19 protein-coding genes are annotated in these 23,158 nt (G+C 32.5%); 15 read left to right on the top strand and 4 right to left on the bottom strand.

Going from position 1 to position 23,158, the window contains the following annotated elements:
- Positions 1–14 precede the first annotated feature (14 nt).
- Positions 15–830 carry a metallophosphoesterase gene (locus tag ACH0B5_RS09315; protein WP_122972708.1) on the top strand — a complete coding sequence of 272 codons (816 nt, stop codon included), beginning with the start codon at positions 15–17 and terminating at the stop codon, positions 828–830.
- 43 nt (positions 831–873) lie between these two features.
- On the opposite strand, the gene ACH0B5_RS09320 is transcribed toward ACH0B5_RS09315, so the two are convergent.
- Entirely contained in the window at positions 874–2,055 is a 1,182-nt protein-coding gene (locus ACH0B5_RS09320; protein WP_122972709.1) for an alanyl-tRNA editing protein, read from the bottom strand.
- A gap of 223 nt (positions 2,056–2,278) precedes the next feature.
- Between ACH0B5_RS09320 and ACH0B5_RS09325 the strand changes: the two genes are divergently transcribed.
- From ACH0B5_RS09325 to ACH0B5_RS09345, 5 genes are all read left to right on the top strand, one after another.
- Positions 2,279–3,256, top strand: coding sequence for a BMP family lipoprotein (locus ACH0B5_RS09325; protein ID WP_406927760.1), 978 nt, complete (start codon positions 2,279–2,281; stop codon positions 3,254–3,256).
- A gap of 13 nt (positions 3,257–3,269) precedes the next feature.
- A complete protein-coding gene (locus ACH0B5_RS09330; RefSeq protein ID WP_406927761.1) occupies positions 3,270–4,916 on the top strand; it encodes a methyl-accepting chemotaxis protein in 1,647 nt (548 codons plus the stop codon).
- Positions 4,917–5,004: 88 nt separating this feature from the next.
- Positions 5,005–5,304, top strand: a complete 300-nt coding sequence (locus ACH0B5_RS09335; RefSeq protein ID WP_341361429.1) for a DUF6509 family protein — start codon at positions 5,005–5,007, stop codon at positions 5,302–5,304.
- A gap of 263 nt (positions 5,305–5,567) precedes the next feature.
- Positions 5,568–6,752, top strand: coding sequence for a CaiB/BaiF CoA transferase family protein (locus ACH0B5_RS09340; protein WP_341361430.1), 1,185 nt, complete (start codon positions 5,568–5,570; stop codon positions 6,750–6,752).
- A gap of 226 nt (positions 6,753–6,978) precedes the next feature.
- Complete coding sequence (locus ACH0B5_RS09345) at positions 6,979–7,548, top strand: hypothetical protein (protein ID WP_341361431.1); 570 nt, start codon at positions 6,979–6,981, stop codon at positions 7,546–7,548.
- Here the strand turns inward: ACH0B5_RS09345 and ACH0B5_RS09350 are convergent.
- Together ACH0B5_RS09350 and ACH0B5_RS09355 are read right to left on the bottom strand one after the other, a co-directional pair.
- Positions 7,538–8,995: a hypothetical protein gene (locus ACH0B5_RS09350; protein ID WP_122973382.1), complete on the bottom strand. Its 1,458-nt coding sequence runs from the start codon at positions 8,993–8,995 to the stop codon at positions 7,538–7,540. The genes ACH0B5_RS09345 and ACH0B5_RS09350 overlap by 11 nt on opposite strands.
- A 120-nt stretch (positions 8,996–9,115) precedes the next feature.
- Positions 9,116–9,304, bottom strand: coding sequence for a hypothetical protein (locus ACH0B5_RS09355; protein ID WP_122973383.1), 189 nt, complete (start codon positions 9,302–9,304; stop codon positions 9,116–9,118).
- A 564-nt stretch (positions 9,305–9,868) separates the two neighbouring features.
- Between ACH0B5_RS09355 and ACH0B5_RS09360 the strand changes: the two genes are divergently transcribed.
- From ACH0B5_RS09360 to ACH0B5_RS09390, 7 genes are all read left to right on the top strand, one after another.
- A complete protein-coding gene (locus ACH0B5_RS09360) occupies positions 9,869–10,066 on the top strand; it encodes a hypothetical protein (protein WP_122973384.1) in 198 nt (65 codons plus the stop codon).
- Between the two features lie 158 nt (positions 10,067–10,224).
- A complete protein-coding gene (locus ACH0B5_RS09365; protein WP_406927762.1) occupies positions 10,225–13,242 on the top strand; it encodes a lantibiotic dehydratase in 3,018 nt (1,005 codons plus the stop codon).
- 130 nt (positions 13,243–13,372) lie between these two features.
- On the top strand, positions 13,373–14,719 hold the full coding sequence (locus ACH0B5_RS09370; protein WP_341361434.1) for a lanthionine synthetase C family protein: 1,347 nt from the start codon (positions 13,373–13,375) through the stop codon (positions 14,717–14,719).
- 23 nt (positions 14,720–14,742) lie between these two features.
- Positions 14,743–16,467, top strand: a complete 1,725-nt coding sequence (locus ACH0B5_RS09375) for an ABC transporter ATP-binding protein (protein ID WP_122973387.1) — start codon at positions 14,743–14,745, stop codon at positions 16,465–16,467.
- Between the two features lie 16 nt (positions 16,468–16,483).
- Positions 16,484–16,771: a hypothetical protein gene (locus tag ACH0B5_RS09380; protein ID WP_122973388.1), complete on the top strand. Its 288-nt coding sequence runs from the start codon at positions 16,484–16,486 to the stop codon at positions 16,769–16,771.
- A 7-nt stretch (positions 16,772–16,778) separates the two neighbouring features.
- Positions 16,779–17,720, top strand: a complete 942-nt coding sequence (locus tag ACH0B5_RS09385; protein WP_406927763.1) for a S8 family peptidase — start codon at positions 16,779–16,781, stop codon at positions 17,718–17,720.
- 190 nt (positions 17,721–17,910) lie between these two features.
- Entirely contained in the window at positions 17,911–18,840 is a 930-nt protein-coding gene (locus ACH0B5_RS09390) for an AEC family transporter (RefSeq protein ID WP_122973390.1), read from the top strand.
- Positions 18,841–18,930: 90 nt separating this feature from the next.
- Here ACH0B5_RS09390 and ACH0B5_RS09395 read toward each other — a convergent pair whose 3' ends face one another.
- Positions 18,931–20,427: a catalase gene (locus ACH0B5_RS09395; RefSeq protein WP_122973391.1), complete on the bottom strand. Its 1,497-nt coding sequence runs from the start codon at positions 20,425–20,427 to the stop codon at positions 18,931–18,933.
- Positions 20,428–21,013: 586 nt separating this feature from the next.
- On the opposite strand from ACH0B5_RS09395, the gene ACH0B5_RS09400 reads away from it, so the two are divergent.
- A complete protein-coding gene (locus tag ACH0B5_RS09400) occupies positions 21,014–22,087 on the top strand; it encodes a nitric oxide synthase oxygenase (protein WP_406927764.1) in 1,074 nt (357 codons plus the stop codon).
- 218 nt (positions 22,088–22,305) lie between these two features.
- Positions 22,306–23,028: a cytochrome c biogenesis CcdA family protein gene (locus ACH0B5_RS09405; RefSeq protein WP_122973393.1), complete on the top strand. Its 723-nt coding sequence runs from the start codon at positions 22,306–22,308 to the stop codon at positions 23,026–23,028.
- Positions 23,029–23,158 lie beyond the last annotated feature (130 nt).

Raw genomic sequence — 23,158 nt, forward strand, 5'->3', positions numbered from 1 at the left:
TCGAGCGAAATGTTTTGAAAAGAATTGTAAAATTATTTTTATTTATTATCGTAATCTATTTATTTTTATATATAAATAACCATTGGATTGTGACAACGGAACATGTATATGAGTCGGAAGAAGTTCCTGAAAACTTTGATGGTTTTCGAATTACCCAAGTATCAGATTTACACGATGCCGTCTTTGGCGATAATCAGCAAAATTTAGTGAAGAAAGTACAAAAGTCAAATCCAGATGTCATTTTTATTACGGGTGATGTCATTGATAGCAACCGTTATGATTTAGAGCAAAGTTTAGATGCTGTCCGTCAGTTTGTTCAAATTGCTGAAGTTTATTATGTCATTGGAAATCATGAAGTAGCTACGAATAAAGTAGATGAAATTTATAATGTTATGGAGGAAATGGGCGTTCATGTTATGGCCAATTCTTCTGTAACCCTTAAAAGGGAAGAACAGAGTATTTCTGTTGCCGGAATTGAAGATCCGTTAAATGGACATGATACGCAAAGTATGTTAAACGAAGCGTTGTCGACGGTAAATCCAGAGAATTTAATGATTTTATTAGCCCATCGCCCTGAACAATTTACTACATACGTCGAGAATCATATAGATCTTGTCTTTTCAGGTCATGCTCATGGAGGTCAAGTACGAATACCGGGAATTGGTGGACTAGCTGCACCTGGCCAAGGGTTTTTCCCGAAATATACAGCGGGAACCTATGAAGGCGGCGAAACAGTTATGAATGTTAGTCGTGGATTAGGAAATAGTGGGTTTCCATTCCGTATTTTCAATTTACCTGAAATTGTAGTAGTTGAACTTAAATCGATATAGGAAAGAATATAGATTGGCGAGCTGTCACAGCTCGCCATTTGCTTTATATATTTTGTTTCATTTCTTTCAATAATTCTTGGGCTGAAAGGACTTTTTCTCCGCCACCTTGAACAAAGCCGTCATTTCCGCCACCTTTCCCATTGATTAACGGTAAAATGGCAGTGGAAATTTCCTTCATACTCTTTTTTACATCAGCTCCGCGGGCTGCAATAAATTGGAGTTTATCTTCGTTGTTTGCAACGAAAAGGCAAATTAATTCACTATGTTGACTTACTACAGCGCGGCCAAGCTTTTGTAATGTTTGAACAGTACGGTTTTCGAAGGTGCAAGCAACAATGTTATTTACACTGTTTGCCACGAGCTCTTTTGCTTCATATTCCAGTAAATGATTTTGAGCCTCTTCTAAAGCTTTTTCGGTCGCTTTTACATCGTTTAATACTTTCTTTAGTGCTGTCGCTGCCGTCTCTTCCGGTACACTTAATTGTCTTGCCACATCCGATAAAACACTTTTTCGCATAGCGAGTTGTTTTAGCACGCGATTCCCACAAACAAAGGATACCCGAATATTCTTTTTCATTTTTTCGGTCCCCATAATTTTAATGGTGCTTACTTGCCCCGTAGACGTAGGGTGAGTGCCACCACATCCGTTATAATCATAGTCTGGGATAATGACTAGGCGTATATCTTCATCGACGGAAACGTCTTTACGTAATGGGAAATTAGGAAGTTCTTCTTTCGTAATCCATTTAGTTTCGATTGGACGGTTTTCTAAAATGATTTCATTTGCTCGTTTTTCCACAAGGGCAAGCTGTTCGTCAGTTAATTGTTCAGTTGCTAGATCGATTGTTACAAGCTCACTTCCTAAATGGAAACTAACTGTTGGGATATTCAACAATTCTACAAAGGCGGCGGTTAAAATATGTTGACCACAATGTTGCTGCATATGATCATATCTTCTATCCCAGTCTAATATGCCTGTGACCTCATCATTAAGACAATCGAAATTGCCTTCAATATAATGAAAGATTTCATCACCTATTTTTTCTACATCAACTACTCGAAGGTCATCAATATAACCTGTATCATGGGGCTGCCCTCCACCTGTTGGATAAAACGCCGTATTAGAAAGGACAATAAACGGTCTTTCTCCATCGATTCCTGTCCGTACAACATTAGCTTTAAACTGTTTCATCATGGAATCTTGATAATAGAATAATTCTCTCATGATCATTTGCTCCTTTTTTATTTCCAGTTAAAACTATTTTTACATATATATTAGAAAGTGTCACTTAATGGCGAATTTTATCTTTTTTATTACTATTTTTACATTTTCAATGTTTTCATTGTGAGTATAGTATTGTAAACTAATAGAGCATAAAATAGTAAATTTATACGAATTTAGTTGAAAATCAAATATTAAACAAGGTACAAAAGTAGGGGTGTTTATAATGAAGAGAGTTATCTTTTTAGTAACTTTTATTATTTGTATAGTAGTTCTTTCTGCTTGTTCAAATGATGAAAAAACTACTAAAAACGACCAGTTAAAGGTTGGAATTATGTTATCTGATGCAGGGTTAGGTGATCAATCCTTTTCAGATATGGGCTTTATGGGACTTGAAAAAGCTCGAGATGAACTTGGCATTTCATTTGATTATCGTGAGTTAAAAGATACGGAAACGTATGAGAAAGGGCTAGAACAATTAGTTGAAGAAGGAAATGATCTTATTATTGGACTAGGCTTTTCCATTCAAGAAGACATGGAAAAGGTTGCAAAGAAATATCCAGATAGTTCTTTCTTAATCATCGACGCCCAATCAGAGTTACCAAATGTGAACTCAATTACTTTTAAGGAAGAGGAAGGTTCATTTTTAATTGGTGTAGTAGCAGGTATGAAAACAAAAAGTGATACGGTTGGATTTGTAGGCGGTGAAGAGGCTGAACTTATTCGGAAGTTTGAAAAAGGATTTGTTGAAGGCGTAAAAGCTGTCAATCCCGATGCAAAAATTCTCTCAAAATATTCCGGTACCTTTGGTGATGATAAATTGGGAGAAAGTATAGCGAGAGAGATGATTGCTGCTGGAGCAGATTACATTTATCCAGCTGCAGGATTTACGGGAGTAGGGGTCATATTAGAAGCCCAACGCCAAGGAGTTTATTCCTTCGGTGTCGATAGTGACCAGTTTTATCTAGCTGAAAAATCCGTTGTTTCTTCCATGGTCAAACAAGTAGATGTAGCTATTTATGATACGGTTAAAGAGTTAGTAGAAACAGGCAAAATTGCAGAAAAAAATAAACAACTAGGGCTAAAGGAAAATGGAGTAGCTATTGCACCGATTCGCGCCATCGAACTTATCCCTTCGGAGCAAACGAAAATTGATCAATTTATTGAAGACATTTCAAACGGTACGATTACCGTTTTAGAGTAGGAGCGATAAAAAGATGAAGTTGAAACCAAAAATATTACTATTAGCTATTGTTCCTTTAGTGTTTTCTACATGTATTATTGGGTTTAATATTAGTCAGTTAATTATGTTGAAGTCTTCTACTGAAGAAGTTGTTGAGTCGCTTATTACAGTTGAAGAGTTAAATAGTTCTGCTAAAGGTCTTCAAAAATCTTTAAGTGGATATGCTCTAAATGTATCTGAAAGTAACAAAAATGATATTAATCAAGACTTGGAATCGATTCAAATGATATTTAATGAATTAGTACCTACATTAAATGAAGAACAACAAGTATATGCTGAAAAAATTAAAAAGAAATATGAGGAAGTTTTAGATGAATCGACAAAAGCGGTCAATGAAGACAACCTAGCAGAAATTAAAAGACAATCGATTCGAACAAAAGGTTTAATTAATGATGTTATTGAATTGAAACGAAATATTTCTACCCAATATGCAAATATGCAAGCGGATTTGCAACAAAATATTAACCAAATTATTTGGATTTCCGTTATTCTATTGACTTTACTATTAATTGAAACAATTGTTGGTTCATACATAGCGGTTAATCGACTAGTGAAACGTATTTACAAAGTTATTCATAATGCAGAAGAAATTGCAAATGGTAATTTAGGGATTGAAATAGAAGACAATAAAAATAAAGATGAGATTGATTTTTTACAAACGGCATTTAAGAAAATGACAAACAACTTGAGAGAATTCTTAACCCATGTGCAAGATAGTTCTAGTCAAGTTGCAGCTTCTGCAGAAGAATTGATGGCCAGCGCAGACGAAACAATGAAAGGTGCCGAATTAATTTCTACATCGATTCAAGAAGTATCTAGCGGGGCAGAAAAGCAATCAATGATGTCCATTGAATCTACTCAATCGGCGGAAGACAGCTTAGTGGCAGTGAAAGAAATTTCGCAAAAAGCAACTTTAGCACAGGAATTATCTATTTCAACAGGTGAAAGAACAAAACAAGGATCGAATTACGTAAAAGAGACTGTTTTACAAATGGAAAGAATTAATCAATCTGTTGAAGAGACGGATGGTGCTTTAGTTACGTTAAACAATCAAACAAAAGAAATTGTACAAGTATTATCTAAAATTACAGAAGTAGCTGACCAAACAAACTTACTATCTTTAAATGCATCGATTGAAGCAGCTAGAGCCGGGGAAGCAGGAAAAGGTTTTGCGGTTGTAGCAGATGAAGTGAAAAAGTTGGCAGAACAAACAAGAAGTTTAGTATCTAGTATTACAGAAATTGCAAAACAAATTGATGTTGATACAGAGAAAACCGTAAGCTCTATTAATGATGTGAAAGAAAGAGTAAATACAGGGTTAAAAATTGCTTCAGATACGCAAACTACCTTTGATGAAATTTTAGCAGCAGTACAAGACGTTCAAACGCAAGTAAATCATATTACAGTCGTCACAAATGAAATCGAACAGGATGTTTCTAAAGTGTCGGATCATTCGAAAGCAATGTCAGAAGTATCGAAAGCAACTTCAGATAATTCTTCTTCAGTAGCGGCAACGTCCGAAGAACAATTGGCATCGATGGAAGAAATTACTGGAGCTGCCGTTTCTCTAGCCCATCTTGCAGAAGAGCTACAAAAGCAGTTATCTAAATTTACAATTTAACGAGAGTACGTGTATGATAAAATAAACTAGCCAAGGAAGCAGGTTACATAATGCTTTAGGAGCTTTAAATAGTAAGGGAGTAACGTTTATGGAAATTACACAATTCTCAATGGAAGAAATAAAGGATCCAACCAATATCATAGAAGGAAAACGTTTTGAATTTTTACTGGACGTCGAAGTAGATGAGGAAGATGAGCTTTATTCTGAAGCAGGTATTGAGGTTCGTGTTTTAATTGGACAAAAGCCAGAGGGCGAAACGTATTTACTAAATTATTTTATCAAGGATAAAGGGAAAAACGACTATTTAGATTTTGCATTAGAAGATGATGAAGAAGCATTCATCTTGGATTTCTGTAAGGAACAATTGCTAAAGGAAGATGTCGAATAAGCAGAAGGAGGCACAAGATAACTTGTGCCTCCTTTTTTCGTAATGCTTTTTCAGGAGTTTAGCATATTCCCTAATTTAACCCCATATAATTCTCAGATAATTTTTATAAATACAATGAAAATGTATAAATTTGAAAAAAATACTGTTATAATACTGTTATTAATTATTTAACCTGTATTAAAACAGATTCGTTTTGTTAAAAAATTGGATGGAAATTTAGGCGGTGTATTTTTAGCGATTTGTACATTAAAGGGGATGGGAAAATGACGCTTTTGAAGGGTTTAAAAATTCTCGATTTTTCACCAATGTTACCAGGCTCATTTACTACGATGATGTTTGCCGATTATGGAGCGGATATTATTCACGTTGAATCATCACGAAGGGTGGATTTAATGCGTATAATGCCCCCCTACGATGAGCATAAGGAATCTTATATTCACCAACATTTAAACCGTTCTAAGAAATCGCTTACATTAAATTTAAAGACGGAAGAAGCGGTTAAAATTGTTAAATCTTTAATTCAGGAATATGACATTATAATTGAAGGGTTCCGACCTGGTGTTATGAAACGACTTGGTTTAGATTACGAATCACTTAAGGCAGTAAATCCGAAAATTATTTATTGCTCGATAACTGGATATGGTCAGACTGGGCCTTATAGACACCGCCCAGGACACGATAATAACTATTTATCTATCGCAGGTGTTCTTGATCATTCTCGGTTGAAGGGGAAAAAACCTGTAGCTATGGGGATACAAATTGCAGATATTGCTGGAGGAACTTTACATGCAGCGGTAGGGGTGCTAGCTGCAGCTTTTCACCGAGAACAAACGGGAGAAGGAAAATATGTAGATGTTTCAATGACCGATGCTGCATTTACCTTTAATGCACTATACGGGACTTCCTTTTTAGCTGGTGGACATTTACCTAAACCGGAGGAAGAAATATTAAATGGAGGAACTTTCTATGACTATTATCAAACAAAGGATGGTCGATATTTTTCGGTCGGAAGTTTAGAACCGCAGTTTAGAAAGTTACTTTGTGAAGCGTTAGAAATACCAGAATTAATACAAAGTACTTTCAATGACTCCTCCTATACACAAAAACGATTTAAGGAAGCGGTGAAAGATGCCTTTTTAACAAAAACTTTTAATGAATGGTTAGAGGTATTCAGTGAAGATTTTCAAGGCTGTGTAGAACCAGTTTTAAATTTCGAAGAGGCATGCCATCACCCACAAATTCAGGCCCGTAATATGATTGTAGAAGTTCCAGAAAAGGATGGGAAAATGCAAAAGCAAATTGGAACCGCAATTAAATTTAATCAAGTTGAACCAACCTATAAATTTGTAGGAGCGAAACTTGGGGAACATACAGAAGAAATTTTAGTTCAATTAGGATATTCAGAAGAAGAGATTCAACGATTTAAAGAAAAGGGCGTTTTGGAGTAATTAAAAGGGTAACAGGACATTATTAATTGACGGTTTCATGAAAAGAGTTGTCTCAATTTTTATGAGATAGCTCTTTTTTTGAAACTTTTCCAAATTAGAAACGTATTTCCATATAAGTAGGTCTATCGATTTAAGAAAATCTTAATAATTTTCGGTAACAAATCTTCATAAATATTGACTAGTATTAATACTAGACATGGTTTTTGGCTTTTAGGAGGTACATTATATGGATAAAGTAGTTTATATTGTTTTGACTGAAACGAAAACTCTTTTATCGAGGGCGATTCATTTATATACACAACATCATTTTACCCATGTTTCAATTTCACTTGATCCAGAGCTAAAAGAAATGTATAGCTTTGGGAGGAAAAGGGAAAAGAATCCGTTTATAGGTGGATTTGTTCACGAAAATCCTTCATCGAATTTATTAGGGGAAGCAAACTGTGCTATATATGCTTGCTCTGTTACAAATGAACAATACACATTGTTAAAAAATAGTATTCAATATTATAAACAGTTTAAAGATGCATATAAGTATAATTTTATCGGATTATTTGGAGTTATGTGTCGATTAAAAGTAAAAAGGGAAAACGCCTTTTTTTGCTCTCAGTTTATTGCAACCTTGTTTGAACAAGTAGGGCTTTCCCTATGTGGTCGAAGTCCATTTTTTATAAAACCTAATGATTTTATGGACTTTCCATATTTAACGTTAATTTATGAAGGAAAAATAAAACATTATATTTGTGATAATGAAAGAAATTCGAAGCAATTATCCCTTCCTTATTTTATTGCTTAACTTTCACATATTGAGAGACAAACTCTTTTAAGTCGTCAAAGTGGGAATTTACTTTCAAATATTTATTATAGATTTCCATTAACTTCTCAAAAAGCTCAAACTGTTCTGTTGCAAATAGTGCCTTTAACAAATTGCATAAATGTTTAGACGTCATCTCTGAAATTTCGAAATAAGGACTTTCTTCATTTTGGTATTGTTGTAACCAAACTTCAATAGATTGCCATACATATTGAGGTGAGTTATGGACAATGTAGGCAATATCCCTTTGAACAGTTGCTTCAATTTTAAATAATGCTTCTTGTCTCATGTCTAGTATATTGAAATAATCATATATACTTGTACAAGATGCCATTTCATGCTGTTGAATTAGTTGGATTACTTCATTGAATTGTTTATTTTGAACAAGGGCGTCGATTAATATAAAAAAGATATGTTCCAAATAGTTTTTATCGTATCGTTTTACAAGTGTTGATGGCTCAGGCTTTAAGTTGGGCAATACATCACTATATTCCAATAGTAATTCAATGGCATGGTTAATTAACCGATCTTTTGTAATTAAATATTTACCATATTCAATTACTTTGTCTACATGACTTTGTTTGTAAGCCGTAATGGCTTGTATATAGATTAAAAGCGTATACTCCTTTTCAGATAAGGCCCATTTTCCTTTTCCCCAATTAACAATAATTTCCTCAATCATTGCATTTAATTTGCGAAAATGTCTTTTTCCTCCGTTATAATGCGCGATCAAATTAAATAGATGGAATTCCTTTAATTGATAGGAACGAATATTTTCATTATCAATATAGGAAATCAATTGATTCATAATAATAACCGATTGATTTAGCGTGTAGAATTGCTCCAACAAAAATTTAAATTGTTTTAATAATTGAGTCGGATTTTGGATGTCCTCTAACGGTGTTTGTATAAAAATAGAATAAATTTTTTTCAAAAACAATACATTCCAAAATGAGGAATGGTCGTTGTATATGATATGTATAAAGAATTTTTTCCCGATTTTGTATAGATGGATTTGTCTTAATCCGCCAACGGATTTTGATAGTTTCACTTCTTTACCAAATACAAGGGTAATTAAGTTCTCAAATTCCATTGAATGATGTACTAACAAATAATCAAAAAGGGCTTTTGTTCCTTGGGGTGAAGAGAAGTAGGAGATAAGCCGCTGATTTGCATTTTCAAGATCAATAGATGTTTTTTGTAATGTTGCATGTAAAAATAAATCAACTTCTCCCCAATGTTTTTGAGCAATGGATACGACAAGATCTCTAGCTTTTTCTAAATTAACTAATAATAAATCTTTCGGAAGCACAGCGCCGAAAATATCAAAATGCAATTTTTTCGTCTGAAGGTTGAAAATAGCATCTTCGAGAGGTTGTCCTATTAATCCCTTTGATTCATTGAGGAGTTGCTCATCAATTTTTAGCATACTCATCTTCCTTCCAAAGAAAAATCATAACCAAAATATATCAAATATTTGTATATCGTTGTACAAAAAATCTAAAGTATCTAAATACTTCAGGGATGTCGGGGCATTTTAAGCACTGGCTTATTTTTTTGAGCTCGTTTTTAATGTCATGGCCGATAAAATTGTTGCAATGTAAATGACACCAGTAAAAATAGCGTTTCCAACTGGTAACTCACCAGTAGTTGAATACGTTCTAATCAAATTAATGGTAAACAGTACCGAGATGAAAAGACAGATGTAAAAGTGTCTTTTATTTTTACGTTCTTTCATTTATTGACCTCTTTTATTTCTAGATTTACTTTGATGGTAACAATCAAAATGAATCGTGGCAATTGTTTTAGTCTTTTTATCTATTAGGAATTGAGTAGAACGAAAGTATTATCATATTCAGTAGACTGGATTAATTCATGAAAGAAAATTGGAAGGTGGAAGTGATTAGTTGATTTACTATTTTTTTCTTCCAAATAAAAGTGAGAAAGTACATTAACTTTGAAATTAAAGTATAAGATGTATTGAAAAAATGATAAAAATTTAATCAAGTATAGCGATTTATACATAGATCGGGAGAGAGAAGATAATTTTTTAAAAGGAATAATGGTTTTAAATAGGTCTATTTATTTATATAAATACCAATATTTATAATTTAAATAGACAGTAGGATATAAGGTGTATCTAAAAATTGAATTTTCTAAAAATTAAATTTAGTTTGTAGTAAATAATGATGAAACTACCTAATCTTTTTTTACCATTTTTTTCAAACTATCTTTATATCTTTGAGGGAATAAGGTAGATTTTAAATAGGCATAAGGAGGCACTAAAAAGGAGCGGATTATATTGAATTTACAACAAAATCCTGAGTTAAAATTTAGTAAAGATGATTTTGCACTAGACTTTGAAATTACGGCAGACGCTATGGAGCTATCTGGTGATTTAGAAACTTTGTCAGTTATTACTAAATTAGCAACTAAAGTTACGTGCAAATCTACTTGTACATGCAACTGTACAAGTTTCTGTACTATGTCCTGCTTTTAATTAAAATAAAATTATTTAATTCTTTAGAAGAAAAAAAATAAAATTATTCTAGGCCTCCTTATGTCTACAATTATTAATTATAATAATTATTTCAGAAAATTAAAAGTAATAAACATGATTAAAAAATTTCGTTGGAAAATCAGGAGGTATACAAAAATATGTTAAGCTCCTTAAATTTTGAAATAGGTGAGTTTGTCACTGTTAGATTTCCAAATAGGCCTGTGAATCATTTAATTGATCATTTAAATCGTTTTAATTCCGATAATTTTAATAAAATCCAATTAATCAAGTTTTTATTAGAAGATAATGAGTTTGTATTTAATATTAAAACAGCAAGCCCCTCTTTATTCCATAACCTTACAAATCTAGAGGTGAAAAGTAAAAAGCAAATTGATAATATATTACATTCTCTAATAAAGTACTATAAAAGATTTTATAGTAGACCTACTCCTTTTAGTTTGTTTTCATCCGTTGCATTGGGAACTTTTGAAAATCAGGAGATTGAGCTACCAAAAATATCAAAAAGCGATTTGATCCCGCAAATAAGAATCAGCGAAGAATGGCTAAACGGATTTATTTTAAAATTGGAAAACGATTTTAAAATACTTCGTTCTTTAGAATTAAAAACAAATGATTTAATAATCGAAGAGGATTCCACATATTATCTAGCTTATTATACAAGTAGTGATGCTGATGAAAAGACTTCGATAAAAGAGGTAAATTTGAAAAAGACAAATTTACTTGAATACACATTAAATTATTTTAAGTCAGGTAATCGTGTAGAAAGTTTTCTTTCTATTTTAAGTAAACAGAAAATTGAAGAAGTGGATGCGTTGAATTATTTACAAAATTTATTACATAAAGAGTATTTAATCTCTAATCTAAGAATATCGAACTCAGTTGAAGATAAAATTTTAGAATTGAAAAAGCTATTAAACAGTTTAGGTGATGCTGCAAAACCATACATTTTATTTTTAGATAGTATTACTGTAACGAGGTTAGATGACAGTTTTTTAGAAAAAGAAAAAGTAATGAAAGAATTTGTTGAAGTAAAAGAATATTACCAAATCGATAGTTTTTATTCAAAAAAGATAGGTTTACCGTATTCCTTAAAAAATGAGTTTATAAAGTACTCACAAACTATGTATAAAATAGGAGCTTTATTAGATTCGAGAGACAAAGTAATGGAATATTACTTAAATAAGTTTATGGATAATTACGGTATAAATGTAGGTGTTCCTATTAAAACATTAATTAATGATAAAAGTGAATTAGGACCGCCACCGACTTATTTAAATCCGTCTAGTTTATTGGACTTTGAATACTACAATTCCAATAGCTATCAACCTCCTAAAAAAAATAACTTTATTAATGAATTTATATCCTTACTATTACATGAAAAAATTGAGGAAATCGATATACAAGAACTTCTAGTAAATTTTGAAATTGATTCAACAGAGTTAAAAGAGGGAAGTGCAGATATTTACGTATCTGTTTATCAAGATGGTGATCATTATCGCATTTATCCGTCAGGGAATATTTTTTCGCCATTTGCTGGAAGAACGGCAGGAAGATTTTTATACGGTTTACCTGAAAAAGAAGTAAAGACGTTTTTAAGTAAACAAAAGGAAGATTTATTATCCATTGATTCTAATGTTGAGCTAGTGAATGTAACTTTAAGTCCTTTTATTCCGAGGGCTTCGAATGTGATGAAGGCACCTTCAAGTTATCAATATGAAATTTCCATTTCCTCATTCCATAATGCCGCGAAAGAATTAGTGGATTTAGAGGATATTTACGTTTATACAGATGGTGGAAAACTGAAGTTTTATAGTAAAAAGTTAAGGAAAGATCTTAAATTCACTATTTCACATATGTTAAATCATCAAATGAATACCCCAAATATATATCGATTTATGATTGATGTTGAGCTATATAATAACTTTTCAACTCAATCTTTTAACTGGGGAATTCTTGATAATAAGCCTAGCTTACCTCGTATTAAATGTGGGGATTTTATAATACAACCTAAAAGCTGGAATTTGCAAATAAAGGACAAAAAAGAGGCTGAGGAGTATGTGGATCAGTTTATAGCAAAATATAATGTTCCTCGTTTCGTAAAGATTGTAGATTATGATAATTTCGTCCTTATTGATTTAAACTTTAACTATAGCAAGGAAATTTTAATTAAAGAACTTGCCAGTAAAAAGCGACTGTATATTGTTGAGGCAGATGAATTAAATTATAAAAGTATTTTAAAAGATAATAATAACGATTTATTTATTAATGAAATTGTGTTTTCTGTCTTTGTTAAAAAACAATTAAAAAATGAAAATCAACAGCAAAAAACTTCGAAACAACTAACTTTATATGAATCAAATTTATCGACTAATAGATATCCTGAAAATTGGTTTTATGTAAAGCTTTATTATCAAATAGGGAAAGATATCAAAATATTAACGAACAATTTATTAGAATTTATTCAGAAAATCGATGGCATAGGAGAAGTTTTTTATATTAAATATGCCGATCCAAGACCTCATATTCGTCTAAGGGTGAAGTTTTTTGAAGGGAATAAGAACATCGTACAAGATAATTTGCATCAACTTTTAAACTATCTTTTTGAACAACGTTTAATTTATGATGCTAATTATACAAGGTATAAAAGGGAGTTGGAAAGATATGGTGGACCCGAAGGAATAACTTTAGCGGAAAATGTATTTATTGTAGATTCTCTCCTTGTTTTACATTTATTAAGGTTAATTGAGGCTAATAAAGATATTAAATATTATATTTTAACCATTATCTCAACTGCGATGTTAAATGAATTTATTGAAGCGGGGCAACTACTTAATTGGATAGGTGAAAACTTCAATATCAATAAGAAATATTATAAAGATTATCGAAAGGAAATTAAAGAGAATCGAAAAAAGGATAAAGTTGAACAAGGTTTAAATAGCTTTCTCACTTCTGATATAGGCGTAATGTGGAAGAAGAGGCTGAAAGAGTATAAAGATTTTCTAAATAACTTTAGTATGAACGAGTATTACATTGCATCGATTCTTCATATGCATCTAAACAGATTAGGTATCCATAATACAGAAGAAGAAAAGATGTTAAATATGATTTATTACTATTTGAAGGAAGAGTCCTATAAAGCTTTAACTACACATTAAGTTCATTTCCGTCATCACGGCTTTTTAAAATTTGATTTTTCTTCTATATTAAAAGTTTTTCTCAACATAACAGTTACAAAGTTGGTTTAATCCTTTAGTAAATCTAACTGTAAGAAATGAGGATAAATAATTGATAAAAAATGATATGAAATTACAAGAAAGCTTGTTTGCATATGCTGAAAACTTTCGAGATATTAAAAGTGTCATTGATTATACAAATGAGGAATTTCAAAAACTTGAACACCCTTTTGGTGAATTATTTTATAACTTTTCATATTACGATATTGCTAACGGATTAATCGGGAACTGTTTATTTTTATCTGAAATGTATCAAGTAACAGGGGATATGAAATACCTTTTATACGCCCATCAAATTTTGAAATTAGGGATTAATCGCAAAGGAATTGAATCTATTGACAATCCTGGTCTTTGGTCAGGACTAGCAGGTGTATGTTTTGTATTAGAAACGTTAAATCAGAATAAAGATATGTATGGTGATATTATTGAAAGTTGCGATCAAGTTTTAAAGGAACAGATCCGGAAGAAATTAAATGAAGCTAAACTAAATTTATCAAACGATAATGTGAAAATGACTGATTTCGACTTGATGGAGGGGCTAGTAGGAATCACTCAGTATATTTTAAGTTACAAAATGGATCATAAGGAATATTTACCTTTACTATATGATATAACGGACTATTTTATCGAATTAGCCGAGTATCATATTGAAAATGACAGGAAAGTCCCTAATTGGTTAATTAAAGCTGAAAATCAATTTCTTAATGAGGAGAAAGTAAAATATCGCCTTGGTAATTTTAATCAAGGTGTCTCCCATGGAATTTGCGGCGTATTAATAATTTTAATCAAACTTTATAAAGTGCTTAAGAAGGAGAATATAAAGCCGGCGATTAAAGTATTAACAGAATGGTTCTATAATACGAAATCTACATGGAACGATTGTTTCGTATGGGAGAAAAAATTAAAATGGGAACAATTATTCGAAGAAAAGGAAATTCAATATAGTGAAAATCAATTGAATTTAAGTTGGTGTTATGGGGATTTAATGATTGTTTATGCTTTATCAGCAGCTGCGGAATTGTTAAATAATCACAATCTATTATTATTTACTAATAATTGTTTAGATTCATATGAAGAAGCTAATATTCATATGAATCTAATTTCTCCAAGCATCTGTCATGGATATGCCGGAACATTATTTTCAATAAAAAAACTGAAGATAATGAAAAACTTCGAGGTTTTACCAACTTTAAGTAATCAATTGTTAAATAGTTTAACTTCCTCCTATGATGCGAAGTATAAATTTGGGTTTAAAGACGTAGAGGAGTATAACGGAAAAGTGATTTTAATGGATAAATATTGTTTACTAACTGGTAGTTCGGGTATTTACTTAACCCTACTATTTCTTGAGCAACAACAAATAAAAACAAAGTGGGATGCATTATTTTTATTAGATTAGATTGAGTAAGTAAAGGAGATATTATGACATTATTAAAACTACTAAATTTAGTCAAATGGCCAAAAGCATTATTATTTACAATCATTGTCCTTTCTATTGCATCAGCGGTTATCTCCTTAGCTTTACCTATTTTAACGAGAGATTTAATTGATGCTTTTACGAATAATAGCGCTTCAAGTAAAGACGTCATAACATATATCGTTATTTTTGCCATTAACGGATTAGCCGGTGGTACTTCGTTCTACTTAATAAAATTATTGGGAAGTAAAATTATGTTTGGATTAAGGGAAACTATTTTTTCCAATATTATTAAGCTTCCCGTTTCCTATTACGACCGAACAGAAACGGGTGTTGTCATTAGCAGAATGACTGATGATGTAGAAACGATTAATGACTTCATAACCGAAAAATTAACTAATTTAATTTCTCAAGTTATTATTATAGTTGGCTCCATTACGATGTTATTCATTTTAGACTGGAAACTTACAGTGCTAATTTTTATCGCAATCCCTATTATTTTAGTGGTGATTATACCAATCGGTAATTTAACTTATAAAATTGCAATGGAGAAACAAGACACATTAGCGAATTTTACTGGTTTATTAAATCGAGTTTTATCGGAAATAAGACTTGTGAAAGTTTATAACGCGGAAAAAAAAGAGTTAAGTAATGCGAACAAGAGTTTAAAAGATTTATATAATTTAAGCTTAAAGGAAGCGAAGATTCAATCGATAGTTTCCCCTGTTGTTACTTCTACTTTAATTTTTGTATTATTTTCAGTTATTGGATATGGGGTATACCGTATTTCAATCGGAACGTTAACTGCAGGAACCTTCGTTGCTATTATTTTTTATTTAGTTCAGGCGGTTACACCAATGGCTTCATTATCTGCTTTCTTTACTGAGTTTAAGAAAACAGAAGGTGCAACGAAGAAGTTATATGATTTGTATTTAGAAGAGAAAGAACGACTTCTTGAAAACAAACAAAATAATGATAATGAGTACATTGAACAAAGTTTAGGAGATATTGAATTTAAAAATGTATCCTTTGCTTATAACGAAGAGGAAATCGTATTAAAAAATGTAAACTTTAAAATTCCAGCTCAAAAAATCACCGCAATCGTAGGACCTTCTGGATCTGGAAAATCAACCATTTTCTATTTACTAGAAAGGCTATATCAAGTGTCGGAAGGTGAGATAACATTTCATAATGTAAATATTAATGAATATCCATTACATGAATGGAGAAAACAGATTGGTTATGTAATGCAAGAAAGTTCATTGATGGGTGGAACGATTGAAGAAAATTTAGTTTATGGAATAGATAATAATTATACAGAAGCGGATTTACATCGTATTGCAAAAATTTCAAATTCAGAAGAGTTTATTGCAAAATTTAAAGATAAATATCAAACATTAGTTGGCGAACGTGGTGTGAAACTATCGGGAGGACAGAAACAAAGAATTTCAATAGGTCGTGCATTATTTAGAGATCCTAAAATTCTCCTTTTAGATGAAGCTACTTCAAGTTTAGACAGTGAAAGTGAAGTGTACGTGCAAGAAGCCATTAATAATTTAATAAAGGATCGAACTACGCTTATCATTGCCCATCGCTTGTCGACAGTAAAAAACGCAGATCAAATTATATTTTTAGATAATGGGGTAATAACGGGTATTGGAACCCATGATGAACTGATGAGTAGTCATGAAAAATATTCCTATTTTGTTCAAACTCAATCTTTTGATTAATTTATGAGGTGATAGAATGTTTATTTTAGATTTACTTTTTGATATTGCATTTTCAATTTATACATCTTTAGGTTTCGGAACACCTCAACATAAAATAAATACAAAAATGGATAAGTTATCGAAGAAATATCCGGAAGTTTACAAGCTATATGAAGAGCATAAGGAACTTTTCGAAGGCAACGAAAAACTGTCAAAATTGATTTTAGAGCATCCTATTAAAAGGGCGGAAGACAAAGAACAATTAGCTAAAAAGATTGAGCAATTTTTCACTAATTATAAACAGGGAGTTGCTAATGGAGAGTAACTTTAATATGGAACGTTTTCAATGGAATATTGAACGATTACAAATTAAAAAGAACCTGCATTTAGAGAACAATTCATTTAAGCCGAAAATTGCTTTAATTGATAGTGGAATTGATTATAAGCATACAGAATTTAATGGGAAAATAAATCTAAATGATTCATATAATTTTGCAAATGGTAATCAAGATATAACAGATAATTTAGGGCATGGTACGATGGTAGCGGGAATTATATGTGCAGAAAATGTGATCCAGGGTTGTTATTCAAATGTAGAACTAATTGTATATAAAATTACGGATAATCTATCATACGATGTTTCCAAATTGTTAAGGGCGATGAATCACTCTATTAAAAGTAAAGTAAATTTGATTAATCTAAGTCTCTCAATTCCTTTTGATAAATTAAGTGAAGAACTTATTGAACTTTTTTGTGAAGTATTTGATAGAGCAAATAAAAACAATGTTATCATTGTTATCGCAGCAGGCAATCAAAATAAAAAACTTTCGAAAAACTTTACGACTAAATATAAAAATGTTTTCCTTATAGGAGCTAGCAATAGTAACGGTTTAAAAAGTAGTTATTCTAATTTTGGAGCCGTTGATTTTATGGCTCCAGGTGGAGATTGGAACCAAAGTGAATTTAGTCTAGACGACCCTATACTCACTTGTTACCCAACTCATCTTACAACAATGGACCCTTTAAATAATAACTTAGGTATTCCTAAAGGATATTGTATTAGTTACGGGACGAGTATAGCTGCTGCCCATGTAACAGGCTGCATAGCATATTTAATGGCGAATTATTTTAAATTAACGAATTCCATATTCAATACGGAATATCTGTATTCGATTTTATGCAATAATAAGTCTAATAATCAGCAGCCGCATTATTCATTTCATGGAGAAATAAATTTATTCAAAAGTTTAAATTCAATTTACAATCGGACGTAAAAATACAAAAAGTAGAGCTAAAATGAAAAAATTGGATATAGGGGTTTTTAGGTTTATAATCATAGTGAGGGATTTGATCAATGGTCAATCTCTCACTATTTAATTTTGAATGTAGTATTTTAATTTAAAATTCATTTTTGAACTTTTAAAAGTAAATTGAATAGAGTAAACCGAGAGGATTTGAAGAACGATGAATTACTTATCCATGATATTCTTCCAAATTGTAGCCCCTATTCTTGTCTTGTTAGGGGTAGGGGTAGGATTACAGAAGAAATTTAATTTTAATTTAAAAGCAATGTCCCAGTTAATTACCTATTGTTTTATGCCTATAGCCGTTTTTCTTAATATCTATGAAACTTCTATTCAAATGTCGGTATTAGGACATGTGGCATTGTTTATTTGTCTTTTCATTGGAAGTCAGATGCTTTTAAGTCATTTTATAGCGAAATTATTGAAGTTAAACCGAATGGAGTCAGCCGTATTTAAAAATAGTGTTGTCTTAATAAACTCAGGAAATTACGGTATTCCAGTTGCTCAGATGGTCTTTGCCACCCAACCAATCGGAGTTGCTATACAAGTAATACTAGTCATATTCCAAAATATGGCTACCTATACATATGGATTATATAATTTAATTTCTACAACAAAATCAGGTGCTGCGATTGTAAAAGATTTTCTTAAAATGCCGATTGTCCATGCTCTTGTGATTGGTATCCTTTTGAATGTCCTAAATATTGAAATTCCCCAATCTATCCGGATACCTCTTGATCATATATCAGATGGCTTTGTAGCGTTGGCCCTTATTACCCTTGGAGCCCAGTTATCACAAATTGAAGTGAAAACGATTTTCCGTAAAACAATACTTATTAGCTGTTTTACGAGATTAATAATTGGCCCAGCGGTGGCACTGTTGATTATTTTCCTTCTGAAATTAGATGGGGTAGTGGCCCAATCATTGTTAATTGCAAGTTCATTCCCGACATCTCGGAACAGTTCGAGTCTTGCTCTTGAATACGATATTGAGTCAAATACGGCAGCACAAACCGTTTTATTCTCCACAATCGTCAGCTGTTTAACAGTAACCTTTGTCATTTATCTTTCTACAATTCTATTTGGTTAAAATAAAAGCTTCGTAATTCGGTACCGAATTACGAAGCTTTGTTTGTTGGATTGGATATCAATGAAAAGTTGTTATAAGGAGTTGACTATATTATTGACCTACTTTAGTTAAATATGGGTTTGAAAGATCCATACCATCTAAAGTTAGACCCATAGCTTTTGCTACACCTTCACCATAAGCTGGATCAGCTAAGTAGCAGTGTAGGATGTGGCGACGTTTAATGAATTCTTCTACGCCTTCCATGTTTGCAGCAGTTGTTTCGAATAAACGTTGTTGCTCTTCTGCTGTCATTAAGTTGAATAATTTACCTGGTTGTTCGAAGTAGTTGTTATCATCTTCACGGAAATCATATACATCAGCTGGACCATCTAAAGCTAAAGCTGGATCTTTGTATTGTGGTTGAGCTTGTAGTGCACCGTAGCTGTTAGGGTAGTAAGAAATTGCACTACCGTTATTGCCGTCAACACGCATTGCACCATCGCGGTGGTAAGCCATGAATGGGCAACGTGGTTTGTTTACTGGAATTTGGTAATGGTTTACACCTAAACGGTAACGAGTTGCGTCTGCATAAGCGAATAGACGAGCTTGTAACATACGGTCAGGTGAGAATGAAATACCAGGAACTACGTTAGATGGAGCGAATGCCGCTTGCTCTACATCAGCGAAGTAGTTTTCTGGGTTACGGTTTAATTCGAATTCACCAACAGGAATTAATGGATATTCAGATTTATACCAAACTTTTGTTAAATCGAATGGGTTATCTTTGTGATTACGAGCTTGTTCTTCTGTCATCACTTGGATGTACATTTTCCATTTAGGGAAATCGCCGCGCTCGATCGCTTCGAATAAGTCGCGTTGAGCAGACTCACGGTCTTGACCGATTACTTTTGCAGCTTCTGCATCTGTTAAGTTTTTAATACCTTGTTCTGTGCGGAAATGGAATTTCACATATACTCGCTCACCAGCTTCATTGATCATAGAGTATGTGTGAGAACCGAATCCGTGCATGTGACGGTAACCATCTGGAATACCACGGTCAGACATTACGATTGTTACTTGGTGTAATGCTTCTGGTAGGCTAGTCCAGAAATCCCAGTTGCTATTAGCGTTGTGCATGTTAGTTTTTGGATCACGTTTTACAACGTGGTTTAAATCTGGGAAGTGTAATGGGTCGCGGAAGAAGAATACAGGTGTGTTGTTACCAACTAAATCCCAGTTACCTTCTTCAGTGTAGAATTTAAGAGCGAAACCACGGATATCGCGTTCTGCATCTGCTGCACCACGTTCACCAGCTACTGTAGAGAAACGAGCGAACATTTCAGTTTTCTTACCAACTTCAGAGAAGATTTTTGCTTTTGTATATTTCGTAATGTCATGAGTTACAGTGAAAGTACCAAATGCACCTGAACCTTTTGCGTGCATACGACGTTCTGGAATAACTTCACGGTTAAAGTTAGCTAATTTTTCGATTAGAAAAACATCTTGTAAAAGAATTGGGCCACGACGACCTGCTGTTAATACATCGTCATTACTTACAACTGGAGCACCAGTAGTAGTAGTTAAACGTTGATCGTTTTTATTTGTCATGTTTAAACCTCCTAAATTTTATAACTTTTACAATAGTAACTATAACAAATCTACATCATAATTGCTACTAAATTATAATAATTCTTTTTAAGAAATTTGTCTATTTAACGAATAATTCGCACGAATGATGAACCTAATATGTAAAGATAAATTTGTATATAAGTTTGGATTAATTAATGAAAATGTTGCTTTGTATGGGTTTTTAGTATGGTTGAAGGATCTGATTTATGAGGTATTTATATTAAAATGTAAATAATCTTATATAAAAAATAATACGGAATTTACAAAAAAATAAAAAATAGGGCATCCCTTATTGAAAATAAGGTGTTCTAATTGAAAATTAAAAGGATGATTTTCCATTATCATTCTTAATTCCATTATATAAGATTAGTAGGTAAATTGGAAAGAAAATAGCAACTTTAAATGGAAAGGACGATAATGAAACTTTATTTAGTAGATAAAGCTTTTCTTTATAAAGTATGTCTATTGTTAGTCATATATAAAAAATACATCTTTTAAGGTAGTTTACCTTGATTGAGATTTTAAAACTCGTTCCTCTAAAATAACGATATGGAGGAGCATAATCATGACATCATCATATGAACATAAAGGAAAAAAACTAAAAGACGCCGAAGAGTTTTTAAGTTTATATATACAGGAAACGGATTTATCAGAAGATTGGTTGCATGAACGATTGGATGATATAAAGCGTGCCGGAAGTTATAACCCTACTACGGAGGAATTAGTTTTCGGTGCTAAGGTCGCGTGGAGAAATAGCAATCGTTGTATCGGGCGTTTGTTTTGGAAGTCGTTACATGTTTTTGATGAACGGCATTTAGAAACGGCTGAAGAAATCTTTTTTGCCCTTATCCGCCATATACAATTTGCCACAAATAAAGGGAAAATTAGACCGACTATAACAATTTTTAACGAAAATAAAGTAAGAATATGGAATTACCAATTAATTCGCTATGCCGGATACGAAATATCCGGAGGGACAGTAGGAGATCCAGATTCGATTCCATTTACGAAAGTTTGTATGGACTTAGGCTGGAGGGGAGCGGGAACACCCTTTGATATATTGCCCCTCGTCATTCAAGTTGGAAATAATAAGCCAGCACTATTTGAAATTCCGAAAGAAGCTGTGCTAGAAGTTGAAATACGCCATCCCCAATATGAACAAATTTCTAAGTTAAATTTAAAATGGTATGCTGTGCCGATTGTTTCTAATATGAAGTTAAGTATTGGTGGAATAGAATTTAAAGCAGCACCTTTTAATGGATGGTATATGGGAACGGAAATTGGGGCGCGGAATTTTGCGGATGTTAATCGCTATCATTTGTTGCCGAAAGTTGCAGAAGCAATTGGGCTGGATACGAACTCCAATATGACATTGTGGAAAGACCGGGCCCTTGTTGAGTTAAATACGGCTGTCCTTCATTCCTTTAAGGAGGATGGTGTCAGCATAGTAGATCATCATACAGCAGCCCAACAATTTCAATTATTTGAGCAACAAGAAGAACAGGCGAATCGAAAGGTAACAGGCAACTGGTCATGGTTAATTCCACCGATGTCTCCTGCTACAACACACATTTTCCATAAGCCAATAGAAAACCTCATTAAGAAGCCAAATTACTTTTATCAAAATAGGCCATTTTAGTTTAACGAATCTAAAATGTAGGGGCTTGACAATGTTTTCTAGCCTTATTTCAATAGTGAACATTCGATATTTGAATCCTCCTGAAAACGGTAGTAAGAGATCAGTAAATGAACCTTAATAGAATTAAATAAAAAAGATATAGGAAATGATGATATAATGACTAGTGGTAACAAAATTTGCCATTCTGATAAATAAAACACCCTTAGTGGAGGTTTCTAATGCAAGCGGATATATCCATTTTTCTATGTTTTGGAGCAGGACTTTTAACTTTCCTTTCTCCCTGTGTATTTCCTCTATATCCTGTCTTTTTATCTTATATAACAGGTTTAAGTGTGGATAAAATACAAAAGGGAGAAATGAGTGGGCAGAGGAAAGCAATCTTCCATACAATTTGTTTTTTACTTGGTTTTTCAATAATATATTTAGTTTTAGGCTTTGGAACTGCAGAAGGAGCTACTTTTATTGAATCTTGGTATTTTCAGTATGGGGATTTAGTTCGGCAAATCGGAGCCATTTTAATGATTATCTTTGGTCTTATTACAGTTGGAATTTTACAACCGAAATTTTTTATGAAAGAACGAAAAGTTCATATTCAACATAAGCCTGCAGGATATTTCGGTTCATTAATCATTGGGTTAGCCTTTGCTGTCGGTTGGACACCTTGTACAGGTCCTATTTTAGCTGCCACTTTAACCCTTGTTGGAACAAATCCTTCCCAAGGCCTATGGTATATGGCGGCATATATTTTAGGGTTTAGTGTACCTTTTCTTTTCATGGCCTTTTACTCAACAAAATTTACTTGGATCAAAAAATATACAGGGACAATCATGCGAATAGGTGGAGCAATCATGATCCTAATGGGTGTAATTCTTTATTTTGATAAATTCACAATGATAAATGCTTTACTTCAACCTATATTTGGTGATTTCCAAGGTTTTTAAAATTTGTTTAACTTTTTTCGAACCTAATAAAAAAATCTGCTTGCCTTAAAATGCGCACTGACCTAAAAAAATGAGACAAATAAAAACACCTTTCGTTGAAAAACGGGTATTAAACCTATAAATCCAACGT

Origin of the sequence: Ureibacillus sp. 179-F W5.1 NHS, assembly GCF_045369345.1 — a bacterium.
In the GTDB taxonomy this organism is placed as follows: domain Bacteria; phylum Bacillota; class Bacilli; order Bacillales_A; family Planococcaceae; genus Ureibacillus; species Ureibacillus halotolerans.